Origin of the sequence: Algoriphagus yeomjeoni (assembly GCF_003259505.1) — a bacterium.
Lineage (GTDB): Bacteria > Bacteroidota > Bacteroidia > Cytophagales > Cyclobacteriaceae > Algoriphagus > Algoriphagus yeomjeoni.
Map to the genome: position 1 here is coordinate 201,059 of NZ_QLLK01000005.1, position 17,088 is coordinate 218,146.

Consider the following 17,088-nt stretch of genomic DNA (forward strand, 5'->3'; position numbering starts at 1 on the left):
TGAAATTTCAGCTTGCTTTTTTTTTAAGAGCTTCATACTCCAAATTTGTTTTAAATAAGATTGAAAAATAGATTCAAATTCGTTTAATTTCTCCATCTCGCATATCAGATGCTTAGAGAGAATTTCCGTAGTTGTTTATGACCCATTTATCCATGCGAAGATATTTAACCAAATTATTTTCTTTAATAATTCTGAGCATTGTCCTTCAGAGTTGTGATTCTTCATTCTTTAATTCCTCTGAGGATTATCCATTGGAATCAGATAACTTGTTTTTAGGTTTTTATTTAGGCATGCCCCAAAAAGACTTTTTTGATCATTGCACTGAATTGAATAAACAACAAAAAATTACTCAAGGTCCTGGTGGATCCACCAATGTAGAGCACAGAATTGTGGATGAATATGACAGTGAAGTAAGCATGCGGTTTTTTCCGACATTCATAGACGAAAAAGTTTATGAAATGCCTGTCCTCTATTCTTATGTAGCTTGGGCACCTTGGAACAGACATTATTGGGCTGAAAGCCTCCTCCCAAAAGTCTTAGAAAAATATAAATTGACATACGGAGATGATTTTAAATTACTGAACCATCCTACCCAAGGTAAAGTATACTATAAAATTGATGGTAAAAGAAGAATCAACTTGTTTGTCAAAGATGAACAGTTTGTACAAGCTGTCTTCACGGATTTAAAGGTAGAGAAGAGGCTTAAAGAAGAATTTGAAAAAAGCCAGTCTCAAGAGCAAAACCTATCTAATTGAGCCAAAAATGATCCAAGTGGCGATCTATCCATCTGCACAATTTCCTACTACAGGGAAAGTTTAGGTTGAGCATTCTAAGTGGATGATGAAACAATTTATACCAATGAAAAATGCCAGTTTTCATTTTTTCATTTTTACGCTTCTCACTCTGACTTCATGTTTGCAAAAACCTGATTTACAGCAACAGGATTCACTTTTCGTAAGTCTTCCTACAGATAAAACAGGTGTTGAATTTATCAATGCCTTGGTCGAAACAGAAGAGTTTAATATCGTTGAATACCTGTATTTTTATAATGGAGGTGGGGTTTCAGCTGGAGATATCAATAATGACGGACTGATTGATCTCTACTTTTCTTCTAATCAGGGACCTAATAAACTTTATTTGAATAACGGAGAGATGGTTTTTGAAGATATCACCACCCAAGCTGGACTGTCGTCTGAGGGGCCGTGGAAAACTGGAGTTTCTATGGCCGATATCAACGGAGATGGATTACTGGATATTTACGTTTGTCGGTTGGGGAATTGGAAAACAGTGGCCGGGAGAAATGAACTATATATCAACAACGGTGACTTGACTTTTACGGAAAGTGCGGAAGAATATGGTTTGGATTTCCAAGGATTCAGCACGCAAGCTGCATTTTTTGATTTCGATAGAGATGGTGATTTGGACATGTATTTACTGAATCATGCTGTACACACCGAAAGGAGTTATGGAGGTGCTGAGTCTAGGTATTATGATGATGGGTTTGCGGGGGACAGACTCTATCGAAACAACTTGGAAAGTGGGGAAAAGAAGTTTACCGGAATCACACGGGAAGCGGGTATTTTTTCCAGTAAAATCGGATATGGTTTGGGGATTGGTATTTCGGACATAAACAACGATGGATGGCCAGATATCTATGTTTCAAATGATTTTAATGAGAATGACTACCTCTATATCAATCAGAAAGATGGGACATTTATAGAACAAATTTCTACGGGCGTCAATTATAGTAGTAGGTTCTCGATGGGAAGTGATTTTTCAGATTTTAATAATGATGGATGGATTGACTTTATCACCATGGATATGTTGCCTAGGGATGAGATCATTCAAAAAATGTCAGCCGGAGAAGATAGTGAAGAAGTTTACCAACTCAAATTGGGGTTTGGTTTTGAAAGACAAGTATCTAGGAACAGCCTTCAACTGAATAATTCCAATGGAACATTTTCGGAAATCGGGCAATACTCTGGTGTTTATGCGACAGATTGGAGTTGGGCAGCATTGTTTGGTGATTTTGATAATGATGGTTGGAAAGATTTATTTGTTTCCAACGGAATAGTACGAAGGCCCAACGACCTGGATTATATGAATTTTGTGACCAATCCTGAACTAAAAGATGGCTTGCAAAACAAACCTGACATGAGTGATCTTGCGCTAGCTGGGAAAATGCCTGCTGGAGAGGTCGATAATTTTATTTTTAAAAACAATAAAGATCTGACGTTTACAGATGTTTCCAAAGAATGGGGCGTTTTCGGCAAAGGCATTTCTAATGGAGCGATATATGGGGATTTGGATAATGACGGGGATCTAGATTTGGTTATTAACAATATCAACCAATCAGCTGGAATTTATGAAAACAGATTGGGGCAGTTTTCTGACAATAGTAAAACCGTAAATTATCTAAAGTTGAGATTCAAGGGCTTGGGTTTAAACCAATTTGGGATTGGAGCTAGGGTAGAGTTGTATTACCAAGATCAGGTCCAAGTTCAGGAAAATTTCACCAGTCGAGGATTTCAATCCACCATTGCCCCCGAAGTCCATTTTGGATTGGGGAATTTGCAGTACGTAGATTCTCTAAAAGTTACCTGGTCGAGCGGTAAATCAGAAACCCTGAAGAATATCAAAGCCAATGAAACGCTTGTTTTGGATGAATCAAATGCGAGTTATACCTCCCAAACTTCTGCAAATTCAAAAGGATCAGTGTTAAGGATTTTGGATAAAGCCTCTACAGGCCTTGATTTTCAACACATTGAAAATCAATTTAATGATTTTAATACTGAGCCTTTGCTGCCACATAAATTATCGCAAGAAGGCCCTGCATTAGCCGTAGGAGATTTGAATGGAGATGGTATGGATGACGTTTTTGTTGGCGGGGCTGCTGGGCAGTCAGGGGCAGTGTTTCTTCAAAGTAAAGAAGGTCGATTTTATAGAATTCATCAAGCCTTATTGGATGAAGACTCTAGTTTGGAGGATGTAAGTGCGATTTTTTTTGATAGTAATGGAAATGGATTTTTAGATTTATTAGTAGGAAGGGGAGGTAATATCCAAATCGCTAATGATAAAGGAGAGTCTACCCGGATCTACCTCAATAATGGTAAGGGGGTTTTTAATCAAAAAGTACCAGTAGAATTGGAGCCTAATACTCAAGTCTCGGTTGTCGAAGCGGCAGACTTTAATGGAGACGGACTGGTAGATTTGATGATTGGGGGCAGAAACGTGGCTGGTAAATATGGATATAGCCCCAAGAGTTATTTATTCCAAAATCAAGGAGGAAATAACTATGTAAACCGAACGAAGGAAATTGCTCCAGATTTGGAATGGATAGGGATGGTAAAGGATGCGGTTTGGGAAGATTTGGACCTAGATGGAAATCTCGATTTGATTGTAGTGGGCGAATGGATGCCAATCAGCATTTTCATGAATCGAGGAGGAAAATTAATTAATGAGACCATTTCATTTGGACTGGAAAAATCAAAAGGTTGGTGGAATACAATTGCTGCAGAAGATCTAAATGGGGATGGTTTTCCAGATCTGGTGATTGGAAATTTGGGATTGAATAGTCGCTTGAAAGCCTCCAAAACGGAGCCTGTTAAAATGATTGTAAATGATTTTGACCAAAATGGAACTTCAGAGCAGATTATTTCTTATCCAGTGGAAGGAAAATATTATACGGTAGCTTCTAAAGATGAGCTTGTAAAGCAAATGCCAATCCTCAAAAAGGAGTTTTTACGCTACCGCGATTTTGCAGGAAAGAGTGTAGAGGAATTGTTGTCTTATTTAAATGCAAAGGAGGCGAAATACCTCGAAGCCCATATGTTTGAATCTATCGTATTGGTAAATCAAGACGGTCTGGATTTCCGCATTCAAAATTTGCCTGCGGAGGCTCAATTTGCGCCACTTGAGGCGATTGAGGTGGTAGATGTGAATCAGGACGGACATCTCGATTTGGTATTAGGGGGTAACAAAACTGGTGCATCACCTTATTATGGGGCTTATCAGGGGAGTTGGGGTCAGATTTTATTAGGAGATTCTCTTGGGAGTTTTAGGGCTGATACTCAAAACCGGCTTAAAATTCGAGGTGATGTGAGAGGGATCAAAAAGATATCAGTCAAGGATCTTACTTGGTTGATTTATGCAAAAAATAGCGATTCACTAGAGGTAATTCAGATCGATGAGGTAAAATTGCTTAAGTAGTTTTTTTTTGAAAAGCTAAGAGTCATTAAGACTACCGATTTAAGACACAGACAATTTTATTTAGTTAGTACTGTGAACTGAATACTAAAAAGATAACCTACTAGGTGTTTTTCATGTCAAGAGGGTCTAAACTTCAATAATTTAGCCTACGTTTCACCTTGGAAAGGCAAAGCCTAGATGGTGAATTTTTCTTTTGAATTTTCCTCTTTGCTTCTTAATTCCTCACGTTGGAGGGGGTAGTTTGATAAATTGATTTTTCAATTTTTCTCGATCTGGGATTATTGGAAACTCAAAATCTTTTCAAGTATACAACGGGAGGTCGGGTAACGAAGGAAGACCAATAAAAAGTGAAAATTGAACTGTGTATATACTAGGATAACCGGTTAGCGTTTTTTAAATCCTTAAATCATATTAAGAAGTTATATTCAACCACAGGTAATCAGGTATATTTAGTGCCATAATTTAATTTATGCGATTATTCTTTAAGATTTTTATTCGATCTGTTTTTTTGTTACTAAGCCTCTTAGTTTCTGAGAGTTCTATTTTGGCACAAGGAATCAAAGGAACTGTGAGATCAGTAGATGGGCAACCCTTAGCTTATGCATCAGTCTATATTCGAAATTTAGGAGACGGAGTACCGACAAATGAAGAAGGGAGTTTTGAATACAAGCTCCCAAAAGGTGTTTATGACGTGCTGATCCAATACCTAGGATACAAATCTCAACTTGAAACCATTATCGTGACCGATGAATGGATTACAAAAGATTTTGTGATGGAGCCGCAAGAATATACGCTGGCTGAAGTGGAAGTGAGGGCTGGAGCGGAAGATCCTGCTTTGACTATTATGCGAAAAGCGATTGCAAAAGCAAAATACCATAAGCTGCAGATTCAGAAATATAGCATGACGGTTTATCTAAAAGGTACGGGGAAATTGACCGATGCTCCATTTTTTCTCAGAAAAACTATAGAAAAGGAAGGTTTCAAACTCAATGAGGCATATACCTCAGAGTCAGTTTCCAGAATCACCTTTACGCAGCCAAACAAAGTGGAAGAAAGGGTGATTTCTATTCGTACGAATGGGGATAATCAGTCCACCTCTCCTGCGCCATATATTCAAACTACGTTCTATCAAGAGAAAATTAATGGGATTATTTCACCCCTTTCCCGTTCGGCATTTATCTATTATAAATTTAAATACGAAGGAAGCTTTTTTGACCAGGATGTGATGGTCAGCAAGATTAAAGTCACTCCACGATCCAGAGGCGAGCAGGTTTTTGAGGGATTCATTTATATTATCGAAGACTTGTGGGCAATTCATAGTTTGAATTTGCAGACTTCTTTACTTGGCTTTCAGATTACAGCAAAGCAGCAATATGCTCCTGTAGCAGAAAACGTGTGGATGCCACTGACTCACACCTATGATTTTGGAGGTAAGATATTTGGGTTTGAAGGTAACTTCAAATACCTGGCTTCTACCAGAGAGTATGAAATTGAGCTGAATCCTGACTTGGAAGTGGTCCCTGAGATTATAGATGAAAAAGTACAGGAAGTGCCAGATGAGGCAGTTGGGTTTAACAAGTCTGTTTCTGCATTAGAGCAGCTAGCTAAAGAGGAACCCAAGACCCGGAAGGAATATCGTAAGCTCATGAATGAGTATGAGAAAGAATCGCTGAAAGAGCGGGATGAGCCAGAGGTGATAGAGGAAAGCTATTATGAGGTGGACTCTATGGCCAAGAAATATGGTCAAGCTTATTGGGATAGCATTCGCCCTGTACCTTTGACAGAGAGTGAAATTCAAGGATATAATCGGGATGATAGTCTGGCGACAGTAGAAGTAGCAAAGATGAGTGAGGTGGATTCGGTCGCTAAAAAAGCAAGAAGTAAGTATAAGCCACTGGACTTTATGAACGGGGCCACTTACAATTTAGGAAAAGGAGCTTCAGTTGGATTTAAGCAAAATTGGACCAAGATTTCCTTCAATACTGTAGAGGGTTTCAAACTTGGGATGGGACTGTTTTATAGAAAAGAGTCTGTGACAAAATTGGCAGATAGCGTAAGCAGGCATCGCAAAAGCTTCAATATAGAGCCTGAGCTTCGGTACGGATTTTCGAGCAATCGCTTTTATGGAAAAATCGATTTTCGATGGTCCAGTACTTTACCTATCTCGGGTACTACTTTTGGAGTTAGGGGTGGAAGATATATCTATCAGTTTAATGGTGGAGAACCTATCAACGAACAGGTAAACGCAGTCTACTCTCTGCTTTTTAGGCAGAATTATATGAAGCTATATGAGCAGGACTTTGCTCAGGCCTATTGGGCTCACAGGGTAAATGGCGGGATTACGTATCGGGTGAACATGACCTATGCGCATCGAACCGAACTTTTCAACACCAATAATTACAGCTTTTACAAAAAGCCGGAAAGAGTTTATACTCCAAATCAGCCAGAAAATGTGGAGACAGGCATCAATTCCTTTGATGATCATGATATACTAAAATTAAATGCAGAGCTGGAATGGCGACCGGGGGTGAAATATGGGATTCGAAATGGCCGAAAGTATCCTATAACGGGTCGCTCTCCCTTGATAAAGTTAGCTTACAACAAAGCATTTGGCGGAATAAGTAATGATGGAATGGCTGCCGATTTTGATCACTTGGAGCTTGGAATTCAGCATGATTATACATTTGGAGTTAGCGGAAAGCTAGATTTCAACCTTTCAGCTGGAGCCTTTTTATCGAACGACCAAGTCTACTTCCCGGATTTTCAGCACTTCGGAGGAAACCGTACCATTTTTTCCAATTTTGGTCCAGCCTCTAATTACCGCTTCATGGATTATTATAAATACAGTACTAATTCCAAGTACTTTTCAGGCATAGTTCACTACCAATTTAGGAAATTTATTTTCACCCAATTGCCAATGCTAAGGTTCTCTGGAGTGCGAGAAAATATCTTCTTCAATTACCTAAAAACAGACAATTCTCCCAACTATTGGGAAATCGGGTACTCGCTGGATAACCTATTTCGAATTTTCCGAGTGGAGCTGGGTGCAGGATTTGAAGATGCCAAATTTCTTCGCGGCGGGGTGAGGTTTGGAGTGGCTACTTTTATCAATATCAGTACTAGTAATTAAAAGAGGAAAATAAATTCATAAAAAAAACCCGGCTTAAAACCGGGTTTTTTTATGAGTTAGACTTTCATGATGTCCACTTCTTTTTTCGCAAGAAGCTCATCTATTTTCGTGGAATATTGATCTGTTAGTTTTTGAACAACATCCTCAGCTCTTTTAATTTCATCCTCTGAAGCTCCCTCTTTTTGAAGTTTTTTCAGCTCATCATTGATGTCTTTTCGAACAGTTCTAAGAGAGATTTTTCCTCCTTCGCATTCGTGCTTTGCCTGCTTGACAAGAGAAATACGTCTTTCCTCGGTAAGCGCTGGAATAGTCAAAATGATTACCTCTCCATTGTTTTGAGGAGCTAGTCCAAGGTCCGAGTTGATGATTGCTTTTTCTATTTCTGAAATCATCGAGCGCTCAAAGGGCTTGATAGAAAGCGTTCGGGCATCAGGGGTGTTTACAGAAGATACTTGATTCAACGGAGTATTAGCTCCGTAATATTGAACCATAATACCATCCAAAAGATTTGGCATTGCTTTACCTGCACGTATTTTCAAAAGTTCAGCAGAAGTGTGTTCTACTGCTTTCTGCATCAATTCTTTTGCTTCGTCTAAGTATAATTCGATTTCTTCCATGATAGTTAGCTTAAAGAGAAGTGATCAAAGTACCAATTTCTTCGCCTTGTACCAATTTGCTTAGATTTCCTGTCACATTCATGTCAAAAACGATGATTGGCAGATTGTTTTCCTGGCAAAGGGTAAAGGCCGTCATGTCCATGACGTTGAGGTTCTTTTCGTACACTTCGTGAAATGAAATGGTTTTATATTTTGTGGCTGATGGGTCTTTCTCCGGATCTGCGGTGTATACACCATCTACTCGAGTACCTTTCAATACGATGTCTGCCTCTACTTCTATCGCTCTTAGACTGGCTGTAGAATCAGTTGTAAAGTATGGATTGCCAATACCTGCTCCGAAAATAACAATACGCCCTTTTTCTAAATGACGGATAGCTCTTCTACGGATGAACGGCTCGCAAACGCTTTCGATTTTGATACCAGACATAAGGCGAGTGTACATTCCTCCTTGCTCAAGAGCACTTTGCAGCGCCATAGCGTTGATCAAGGTAGCAAGCATGCCCATGTAGTCACCCTGTACTCTGTCGATTCCGGACTTTTCGGCTTGTACTCCTCTGAAAATATTTCCACCTCCAATTACAATAGCTACTTCCACACCCATGTCATGGACTTTTTTGATCTCCTGTGTATATTGCTGCAGCCTAACTGGATCAATGCCATAACTCTTATCACCCATTAGCGCTTCTCCACTGAGTTTGAGCAGTATTCTCTTGTATTTCATCGGTTTTTAATTGTTTTTCAGAGGTTGGTTATCGCTGTTTTAGCGATTATTTAAGCCAAATTTTTCCCAGCATAGAACTAAAATGAAATTAGCTGATTGACTGAAAAGGAATCGGAAGATGAACGATTTGGACAAAATAATCCGACAAATATAATTTCTTCAATTCATTATGCTAGGCTTAAAAGCTAAAATTGAATCAGGACTTGGTTTTTTTCTACACTTTGATTGAGAGAAACTTTGACTGCTTTCACGATTCCATCTCCTGGAGATTTCAGGATATTTTCCATTTTCATAGCCTCTAGGATTAATACCACCTCTCCTTTTTTGACCTCATCTCCTGGCTTTACTTTTAGGTCCAATATGAGCCCCGGCATTGGTGCTTTTATTTCTTTTAGCGCTTGTGTGGTCATGTTATTCATTCCCATTTGCTCTAAAAGCAGGTCGAATCTGTCTTTGAGATGAACCTTAGAAATTTTATTCCCCAGTTTGATTTGGATTGATTTGGTGGCTTTATCAATATCAATCAATTCAGCTTCAATAGACTTTTTTTCAGAAATCAGGTGAATTTTTCGCTCTGAAATCCACTGAAGATCCCAATGTATTGATTTGCCATTTACCTGCATTGCCTCGTCGGTTTTTTCGACCGAATAGGTTTTATTTTGGATTGTAACTGTAAACATTCATGTTAATTTGAACTCGAATATACAATTTCCCATAAAACAGACTCTTTTTCGTAAGCATTAAATATGAATCAATCTCAAGAATTAAAACAAAGGCCAGTTTGGTGTTTATCTATCCTTTGTGTGATTTTTTCCCTTCTTTTTATAATATCCTGTAAATCTGTCGCTGTTTCTGATCTTGAAAGCAATGATAATCAAGATGCAAAATCGGACAGGTTGGGTTTGAAAAGGCTTATTGCAGAAAAAGAGCAAGCTATAGAATCCTATCAACCTTCGGCGACTAAGACCTTTGATATCTTACATACTGACTTGGACTTGTTATTTGATTATCAAAATCAAACTGTTTTAGGGAAAGCATTACTGACTATCAAACCTTATTCCTCTCCAGCTACAGAGCTTTTGCTCGATGCCCAAGATTTTGAATTAAAGGAATTATTTTTCCTTGAGGGTGGGGAGCAGCAGTCATTAAAATATGAATATGATGAGGAGAAAATTCAAATTCACCTTCCAAGGAAATTAACTAAAACTGATACTTTTCAAATAGAAATAAATTACACAGGTTTTCCCGAGCGAAACGCTGGAGGTGGTAGTGAGGCAATTACCGACACCAAAGGGCTTTATTTTATTGATCCTCTGGATACTATTCCTAATAAGCCAACAATGATTTGGACTCAGGGGGAGACTGCACATAACTCTAAGTGGTTTCCTACGATCGATTCTCCTAATGATAAATTCACCCAGTTGATAAAATTAACCGTTGCAGATTCCTTGATTTCGATTGGTAATGGAGAATTGGTCAATCAGGAAGATTTGGGGAATGGGTTTAGAAAGGATCACTGGGAAATGAAGCTTCCTCACTCGGCTTACTTGGCTGCATTTGCTATAGGAGATTTTGGAAAAGTGGAGGCAAATTGGGAGGATATTCCATTGGGTTACTTTGTAGAAAAAGGATATGAAAAGGGAGCAGAACAGGTTTTTCAAAATACCCCTGAGATGATTGGTTTCTTTTCGGAATTACTTGGGGTGAGGTATCCCTGGCCTAAGTATGATCAGGTAGTTGTCCGAGATTTTGTCTCTGGTGCGATGGAGAATACTACGGTGTCTGTTTTCATGGAGGAATTGCGCATGACAGAACGGGAGGCGATAGATTCTGAAATGGATTTCATTATTGCACATGAGCTATTTCACCAATGGTTTGGTGATTACGTCACAATAGAATCATGGGCAAACCTCACGTTAAATGAAGGCTTTGCAAATTATAGTGAGTTCCTCTGGAATGAATACAAATTTGGGCCAGATGAGGCAAAGCTTAAGCTCATTGCGGAGACAGAAAATTACTTTTCGGAAGCAGAGACAAAGCAAGTCAATCTGATTCGCTTCGATTATGAAGATGCTGAAGATATGTTTGATTCACATAGCTATTCAAAAGGTGGTGCTATTCTGCACATGCTTCGCGAATACTTAGGTTCAGAAGTCTTTTATGAAGGACTGAACTACTACTTAACTGAACATGCTTTTGAGAATGTAGAAGTGAATGACCTTCGTATAGCCTTAGAGAAAGTTAGTGGAGAAGACTTGAATTGGTTTTTTGATCAATGGTTTTTAGCAAAAGGGCATCCTGATCTTCATGTTGAAGTGGATTATTCAGACCCAACAAACATTAATATTTCCATTAAACAGCTGCAAGATTTGCGTGATACACCACTTTATCAACTTCCCTTGGAAATCAGCTGGTATGAAGAGGGAGTTAGGAAAAGAAAGGAATTCATGGTCACCAAAGCCTCTCAGCAATTTTCTCTGAATAATGAGTCGCCAATAGAGTTACTATTCATTGATGAAGAGAAAAACCTACTTGCTACTAAATCCATGGAGTTAAATGCAGATCAAATGCGAGCTCAGTTCCAAACTTCCAAATTTGGAATAGCTCGCTATGAGGCGCTAGATAGTTTAGCTAGCTGGGCAGCAGTAACAGAATTAGAATCTATAATTGCAGAAGCGCTGGAGGATGAGTTTTGGTCTGTGAGGGAATCTGCTTTGTCCATTCTTCAAGGATATCCTGAGTGGCTAAAGGATACCCCGGAATTAGCTAGAAAAGTACTTCAGATTGCAAAAAATGATTCAAGAAATTCAGTAAGAGCAGGTGCAATAGATGCGCTTTCAGCATTTTCACCTGATGACTATTATGACACTTTTGTAGAACTCGCCAAGGATTCATCTTATCTGGTTGCTGGATCGGCCTTGATGGGCTTGGTAAGTGGTGATGTTGAAAAAATTGACCCATTGCTGATAGAAAATTACGCGAAGGAGACAAATTTCAGAATGGTGATTCCCCTAGCAGACTATTATATTATCAATGCGATAGAAGATAAGGGGGGCTGGTTTCTTGATCAGGCAAATACCATTTCGGGTGAAGGCTTGTACTACTTCTTAGGATATTTTAGTGAATACTTTACCCGTTTTCCAGCTGCAGGTGAAGGCCAAGCTATAAATTTTTTATTAGACAAGATGAGGAATAATACTAGAGATTATATTCGTAAAGCGGCGTTTCTCGGGCTACTTGGATTTTCAGATAATCCCGAGGTTTTAAATAGAATCAGTGAGGTGGCAGCCCTGGAAGTCGATAGCGAGCTGGTATCCTATTACAACTATTTTCTAGAAAGCTTAAAAGATGAAAATTAATGCATTGATTTATAAACGTTTGGAAATAAAACTGATAAAATCTCATCAATTTTGAAATGCATGTTTTGAATCTTTAATAAAAGCCTCTAATTTTGCCATCCGTTACGATAGAAAAGCCGAACAAAAAGGTTCGGAAAGTAACGTTAGTTGGGGGAATACCAAAGCGGCCAACTGGGACGGACTGTAAATCCGTTGACTTAAGTCTTCATAGGTTCGAATCCTATTTCCCCCACACCATTGCCTTAATGCAAAATTTTTTTCTAATTTTGCAGGGCGAAAAAATCTGGACAAGACCAGATTTATATGGAAGTAGCTCTCCAAGGTATCAATCGAAAGATCAAATACTTAGAGGTAGAGCGGCAGAGATGATATCATCTCGAAAGATTACAAGCGGGAGTAGCTCAGTTGGTAGAGCGGCAGCCTTCCAAGCTGCAGGTCGCGGGTTCGAGCCTCGTCTCCCGCTCTTTGCTTTCGCAAGAAAGCATAAGAGTCTAAGCCGACGTAGCTCAGGGGTAGAGTACTTCCTTGGTAAGGAAGGGGTCAGGGGTTCAAATCCCCTCGTTGGCTCATTTCGATTAAATTGAAAAAAAATTAAATATATCTTTAAACTTAAACTGAGGATTTTCACGCATGGCAAAAGCACAATTCGACCGTTCCAAGCCGCACGTTAATATCGGTACGATTGGTCACGTAGATCATGGAAAGACCACTTTGACTGCTGCCATCACTACCGTACTGGCTAGTAAGGGTCTATCTGAATTAAGAGACTTTTCTTCAATCGATAACGCACCAGAAGAAAAAGAAAGAGGTATCACCATTAACACCTCTCACGTAGAATATCAGACTGAAAAAAGACACTACGCTCACGTAGATTGTCCAGGTCACGCTGATTACGTAAAGAACATGGTAACAGGTGCCGCCCAAATGGATGGCGCGATTCTAGTAGTTGCAGCTACTGACGGACCAATGCCTCAAACTAGAGAGCATATTCTTCTAGCTCGTCAGGTAGGTGTACCTCAACTAGTAGTTTTCATGAACAAAGTAGATATGGTTGACGATCCTGAGCTTCTTGAGCTTGTGGAAATGGAAATCAGAGAACTACTTTCTTTCTATGATTTCGACGGTGACAACATCCCTGTAATCGCTGGTTCTGCACTTGGTGCATTGAACGGTGAAGAGAAGTGGGTTGAGACTGTAATGGAATTGATGAACGCAGTAGATGATTACATTCCTCTTCCAGAGAGAGCGATTGATAAAGAATTCTTAATGCCTGTAGAGGACGTATTCTCGATCACTGGTCGTGGTACTGTAGCTACTGGTAGAATCGAGAGAGGAGTTATCAACTCTGGTGAAGGAGTTGACATCATCGGTATGGGTGCTGAAGGCCTTAAGTCTACAGTAACTGGTGTTGAGATGTTCCGTAAGATTCTTGACAGAGGTGAAGCAGGTGATAACGTAGGTCTATTGCTAAGAGGTATTGAAAAATCACAAATCAAACGTGGTATGATTATCTGTAAGCCAGGATCTGTGAAGCCTCACGCTCACTTTAACGCTGAAGTTTACGTTCTTTCTAAAGAAGAAGGTGGACGTCACACTCCATTCTTCAACAAATACCGTCCACAGTTCTACCTTAGAACTACAGATGTAACTGGCGAGATCAAACTTCCAGAAAACGTTGAAATGGTAATGCCAGGTGATAACGTGACTATCGAAGTAACTTTGCTAAACGCGGTTGCTCTTGAGAAAGGTCTTCGTTTTGCGATCCGTGAGGGTGGTAGAACAGTAGGAGCTGGTCAGGTTACTGAAATTCTTGACTAATTCATCAATCACAGATTGACTATTTATACAATGCGATCTCAAATTATTTTGGGATCGCATTTGTTTCTTTAGCAATCAATACCTAATTTTGCGTTCCCATTAGCGGGGCGTTCATTTACACGGGCATAGTTCAACGGCAGAATAGCGGTCTCCAAAACCGTTGATGGGAGTTCGAATCTCTCTGCCCGTGCCAGTAAGTTAAGTATACTATGAATCTGAAAAACTTTGTTCTAGAATCTTATGATGAAATGGTGAATAAGGTCACATGGCCTAAATATTCATTTCTTCAAAATAGTGCAGTTTTGGTGTTAGTAGCATCTTTGATCTTTGCCCTTTTTATCGGGGTAGTTGATCTAGGATTCGAGAACATCATGAAATGGTTTTATGATTTATTCTAATTGAATTGACATTACAGAATGGCTGAACATAAATGGTACGTACTCAGAGTAGTAGCGGGACAGGAAAAGAAAACTAAAACCTATTTGGACAATGAAATTTCCAGACAGGATATCGGCGACTTTATTCCTGAAGTCTTAATACCTTCTGAGAAAGTATATGAGATGCGTAATGGCAAAAAGCGTGTTAGGGAGAGAAATTTCTTTCCTGGCTACGTTTTGGTCAATGCAGATCTCTCGAATGGTGAAGCCAATCACGTAATTACAAGCATTCCGGGAGTAATCGGTTTCTTAGGATCAAACTCAGGCGGGGCTTCCAAAACCCCTGAGCCACTTCGTCAGTCAGAAATCAACCGTATTTTAGGTAAGGTTGAAGAGATCGACGAGTTCGCAGAGAAACTGGATACACCATTTATAGTCGGAGAGACTGTCAAAGTAATGGACGGTCCTTTCAGTGGATTTACCGGAACAATAGAGGAGATATTTGAAGAGAAGAAGAAACTTAATGTTATGGTTAAGATCTTCGGAAGAAATACTCCTGTCGAATTAAACTTTATACAAGTAGAAAAACAAGACTAAGCAATGGCTAAGGAAATCACTGGTTATTTAAAACTACAAGTGAAAGGTGGCCAGGCAAACCCGTCGCCTCCAGTAGGTCCGGCTCTTGGTTCCAAGGGTCTGAACATAATGGAGTTTTGTAAGCAATACAATGCACGTACCCAGGATAAAATGGGTCAAGTGCTTCCTGTATTGATTACGATCTACTCAGATAAGTCTTTTGACTTCGTAGTAAAAACACCTCCTGCAGCGAATATGTTGCTAGAGGCTGCGAAAATTAAAAGCGGATCTGCTGAGCCAAACCGTAAAAAGGTAGGATCAGTAACCTGGGATCAGGTTAAGGAGATAGCGGAGGTAAAAATGCCTGACCTTAATGCTTTCAAAGTTGAGTCTGCTATGAAAATGGTAGCTGGTACAGCAAGAAGCATGGGAATCACAGTATCTGGAAAAGCCCCTTGGGAAGTATAAATAAAAAACAATGGCTAAGTTAACAAAAAAGCAAAAAGAAGCTCTTTCTAAGTACGACCCAAGCCAAGTGTACTCCCTGGAGGCAGCTTCTACTATCGTGAAGGATATTACTATGACGAAGTTTGATGCTTCTGTAGATCTTGACATCCGTTTGGGTGTGGATCCACGTAAAGCAGATCAAATGGTAAGAGGCGTTGTTGCGCTTCCTCATGGTACAGGCAAAGACATCAAAGTATTGGTGCTTTGTACTCCTGACAAAGTAGCAGAAGCAACCGAAGCAGGTGCAGATTACGCAGGCTTGGACGACTACATAGCTAAAATCGAAGGCGGATGGACTGACATTGATGTCATCATCACTATGCCTAACGTAATGGCTAAAGTAGGTAGATTGGGTAGAGTATTAGGACCAAGAGGTCTTATGCCAAATCCTAAATCAGGAACTGTTACTCTGGATGTAGCTAAGGCAGTAAGAGAAGTAAAAGCGGGTAAAATCGATTTCAAAGTAGATAAATTTGGAATTATTCACGCAGGTATTGGTAAGGCATCCTTCACTGCAGCGCAGATCGAAGAAAATGTAAAAGAACTTATCCTTACTATTTCTAAGCTTAAGCCTTCATCCTCTAAAGGAACATATTTCAAGAGTATTCATTTATCCAGTACAATGTCTCCTGGTATAGCAGTGGACAAGGGTAGCATTCAAGGAATTTAATCATGACTAGAGACGAAAAGAAAGTAATAATCGACGGTCTTACTGAGAAATTTAAGGAAAACCCTTTCTTCTATATCACTGATGCTTCAGGTTTTTCTGTAGCTCAAGTGAATGCTTTCAGAAGAGCTTGTTTTGACAAAGGCGTGGAGTACAAAGTGTACAAAAATACCTTGGTCACTAAAGCACTGGAAAATTTAGATGCTGACTTTACTGAGTTATCAGATAAAGCATTGAAAGGATTCTCTGGAATTTTATTCTCAAAAGAGACGAGTAATTTACCAGCAAACGTATTGCTGGATTTTAGAAAAAAATTAGGTAAAAAAGCAACTAAGCCAGCATTCAAAGGCGCTTCTATCGATGCAGATATTTTCATCGGAGAAGAAAACCTAGAGATGTTATCTAAGTTGAAGTCAAAGGAAGAATTGCTAGGCGATCTAATCGGCTTGTTGCAGTCTCCAGCGATGAATCTGATCTCAGCATTGCAAAGTGGCCAGAACAATATTACTGGTGTGCTTAATACGCTTGCTGATAGAGAAGAAAAATAAGTTAAAAAAAATAATTCAAACAAATATTAAATTTCAAATACAATGGCAGATCTTACGCAACTTGCAGATCAGTTGGTAAACTTGACTGTAAAAGAGGTTAAAGAATTGACAGATATCCTTAAGGATCAGTATGGCATCGAGCCAGCTGCTGCAGGCGCAGTAGTTGTAGCAGGTGGTGCTGGTGCTGGAGAAGCTGCAGCTGAAGAAGAGAAGTCGACTTTCGACGTAATCTTGAAAGCTGCTGGTGGATCTAAATTGGCAGTCGTTAAGCTTGTAAAAGAATTGACTGGTCTTGGTCTTAAAGAGGCTAAAGAACTAGTTGACGGAGCTCCTAAAGCATTGAAAGAAGGCGTTGCTAAAGACGAAGCTGAAGGCTTGAAGAAGTCTTTGGAAGAAGCTGGTGCTGAAGTAGAGATCAAATAATTTGCTGAACCGCAACTATTAGGTTGGGGTTCACACCTAAGACCTGACTATTTTAGTCAGGTCTTTTCCTGTTTATGCACGGGTTCAAAATTGCATTATTCTAAGCGAAAATAGAATTATTTCGCTATTAAAATTT

At 39.4% G+C, this 17,088-nt stretch carries 14 protein-coding genes and 4 tRNA genes; 15 read left to right on the top strand and 3 right to left on the bottom strand.

Annotated features, from left to right (window positions below):
• Positions 1-152 precede the first annotated feature (152 nt).
• From LV83_RS10130 to LV83_RS10140, 3 genes are all read left to right on the top strand, one after another.
• A complete protein-coding gene (locus LV83_RS10130; protein WP_111611434.1) occupies positions 153-755 on the top strand; it encodes a hypothetical protein in 603 nt (200 codons plus the stop codon).
• Between the two features lie 103 nt (positions 756-858).
• The gene (locus LV83_RS10135) at positions 859-4,209 is read left to right on the top strand and encodes an FG-GAP-like repeat-containing protein (protein ID WP_111611435.1); all 3,351 of its coding nucleotides are present in this window, start codon (positions 859-861) and stop codon (positions 4,207-4,209) included.
• A 469-nt stretch (positions 4,210-4,678) separates the two neighbouring features.
• Complete coding sequence (locus LV83_RS10140) at positions 4,679-7,339, top strand: DUF5686 and carboxypeptidase regulatory-like domain-containing protein (protein WP_111611436.1); 2,661 nt, start codon at positions 4,679-4,681, stop codon at positions 7,337-7,339.
• A gap of 56 nt (positions 7,340-7,395) precedes the next feature.
• Here LV83_RS10140 and frr read toward each other — a convergent pair whose 3' ends face one another.
• The 3 genes from frr to LV83_RS10155 form a co-directional block, all read right to left on the bottom strand.
• Entirely contained in the window at positions 7,396-7,956 is a 561-nt protein-coding gene (gene frr / locus LV83_RS10145) for a ribosome recycling factor (protein WP_111611437.1), read from the bottom strand.
• 10 nt (positions 7,957-7,966) lie between these two features.
• A complete protein-coding gene (pyrH, locus tag LV83_RS10150; protein WP_111611438.1) occupies positions 7,967-8,677 on the bottom strand; it encodes a UMP kinase in 711 nt (236 codons plus the stop codon).
• A gap of 185 nt (positions 8,678-8,862) precedes the next feature.
• Complete coding sequence (locus LV83_RS10155; protein WP_111611439.1) at positions 8,863-9,357, bottom strand: acetyl-CoA carboxylase biotin carboxyl carrier protein subunit; 495 nt, start codon at positions 9,355-9,357, stop codon at positions 8,863-8,865.
• 66 nt (positions 9,358-9,423) lie between these two features.
• Here LV83_RS10155 and LV83_RS10160 point away from each other — a divergent pair, with 66 nt between their 5' ends.
• The 12 genes from LV83_RS10160 (at position 9,424) to rplL (ending at position 16,952) form a co-directional block, all read left to right on the top strand.
• Positions 9,424-12,036: a M1 family metallopeptidase gene (locus tag LV83_RS10160; RefSeq protein ID WP_111611440.1), complete on the top strand. Its 2,613-nt coding sequence runs from the start codon at positions 9,424-9,426 to the stop codon at positions 12,034-12,036.
• A gap of 149 nt (positions 12,037-12,185) precedes the next feature.
• A tRNA-Tyr gene (locus tag LV83_RS10165) sits at positions 12,186-12,268 on the top strand.
• A gap of 158 nt (positions 12,269-12,426) precedes the next feature.
• Positions 12,427-12,499: transfer RNA gene (locus LV83_RS10170), tRNA-Gly, on the top strand.
• 32 nt (positions 12,500-12,531) lie between these two features.
• Positions 12,532-12,603, top strand: a tRNA-Thr gene (locus LV83_RS10175).
• Positions 12,604-12,666: 63 nt separating this feature from the next.
• On the top strand, positions 12,667-13,854 hold the full coding sequence (gene tuf / locus LV83_RS10180) for an elongation factor Tu (RefSeq protein ID WP_111611441.1): 1,188 nt from the start codon (positions 12,667-12,669) through the stop codon (positions 13,852-13,854).
• Between the two features lie 119 nt (positions 13,855-13,973).
• Positions 13,974-14,047: transfer RNA gene (locus LV83_RS10185), tRNA-Trp, on the top strand.
• Between the two features lie 16 nt (positions 14,048-14,063).
• The gene (gene secE / locus LV83_RS10190) at positions 14,064-14,252 is read left to right on the top strand and encodes a preprotein translocase subunit SecE (RefSeq protein WP_086500235.1); all 189 of its coding nucleotides are present in this window, start codon (positions 14,064-14,066) and stop codon (positions 14,250-14,252) included.
• Between the two features lie 18 nt (positions 14,253-14,270).
• The gene (nusG, locus tag LV83_RS10195; protein ID WP_111611442.1) at positions 14,271-14,828 is read left to right on the top strand and encodes a transcription termination/antitermination protein NusG; all 558 of its coding nucleotides are present in this window, start codon (positions 14,271-14,273) and stop codon (positions 14,826-14,828) included.
• Positions 14,829-14,831: 3 nt separating this feature from the next.
• Positions 14,832-15,275, top strand: coding sequence for a 50S ribosomal protein L11 (rplK, locus tag LV83_RS10200; protein WP_091692127.1), 444 nt, complete (start codon positions 14,832-14,834; stop codon positions 15,273-15,275).
• A gap of 10 nt (positions 15,276-15,285) precedes the next feature.
• Positions 15,286-15,984, top strand: a complete 699-nt coding sequence (gene rplA / locus LV83_RS10205) for a 50S ribosomal protein L1 (RefSeq protein ID WP_057939467.1) — start codon at positions 15,286-15,288, stop codon at positions 15,982-15,984.
• Positions 15,985-15,986: 2 nt separating this feature from the next.
• Positions 15,987-16,529, top strand: a complete 543-nt coding sequence (rplJ, locus tag LV83_RS10210) for a 50S ribosomal protein L10 (protein WP_111611443.1) — start codon at positions 15,987-15,989, stop codon at positions 16,527-16,529.
• A gap of 42 nt (positions 16,530-16,571) precedes the next feature.
• Positions 16,572-16,952: a 50S ribosomal protein L7/L12 gene (gene rplL / locus LV83_RS10215; RefSeq protein WP_057939465.1), complete on the top strand. Its 381-nt coding sequence runs from the start codon at positions 16,572-16,574 to the stop codon at positions 16,950-16,952.
• Positions 16,953-17,088: the final 136 nt, after the last annotated feature.

Coding starts and splice junctions, on each gene's coding strand:
- LV83_RS10140 (WP_111611436.1), top strand. CDS start 4,679: ATGCGATTATTCTTTAAGATTTTTATTCGATCTGTTTTTTTGTTACTA.
- pyrH (WP_111611438.1), bottom strand. CDS start 8,677: ATGAAATACAAGAGAATACTGCTCAAACTCAGTGGAGAAGCGCTAATG.
- frr (WP_111611437.1), bottom strand. CDS start 7,956: ATGGAAGAAATCGAATTATACTTAGACGAAGCAAAAGAATTGATGCAG.
- rplA (WP_057939467.1), top strand. CDS start 15,286: ATGGCTAAGTTAACAAAAAAGCAAAAAGAAGCTCTTTCTAAGTACGAC.
- nusG (WP_111611442.1), top strand. CDS start 14,271: ATGGCTGAACATAAATGGTACGTACTCAGAGTAGTAGCGGGACAGGAA.
- LV83_RS10155 (WP_111611439.1), bottom strand. CDS start 9,357: ATGTTTACAGTTACAATCCAAAATAAAACCTATTCGGTCGAAAAAACC.
- LV83_RS10130 (WP_111611434.1), top strand. CDS start 153: ATGCGAAGATATTTAACCAAATTATTTTCTTTAATAATTCTGAGCATT.
- LV83_RS10135 (WP_111611435.1), top strand. CDS start 859: ATGAAAAATGCCAGTTTTCATTTTTTCATTTTTACGCTTCTCACTCTG.
- rplK (WP_091692127.1), top strand. CDS start 14,832: ATGGCTAAGGAAATCACTGGTTATTTAAAACTACAAGTGAAAGGTGGC.
- LV83_RS10160 (WP_111611440.1), top strand. CDS start 9,424: ATGAATCAATCTCAAGAATTAAAACAAAGGCCAGTTTGGTGTTTATCT.
- rplJ (WP_111611443.1), top strand. CDS start 15,987: ATGACTAGAGACGAAAAGAAAGTAATAATCGACGGTCTTACTGAGAAA.
- tuf (WP_111611441.1), top strand. CDS start 12,667: ATGGCAAAAGCACAATTCGACCGTTCCAAGCCGCACGTTAATATCGGT.
- secE (WP_086500235.1), top strand. CDS start 14,064: ATGAATCTGAAAAACTTTGTTCTAGAATCTTATGATGAAATGGTGAAT.
- rplL (WP_057939465.1), top strand. CDS start 16,572: ATGGCAGATCTTACGCAACTTGCAGATCAGTTGGTAAACTTGACTGTA.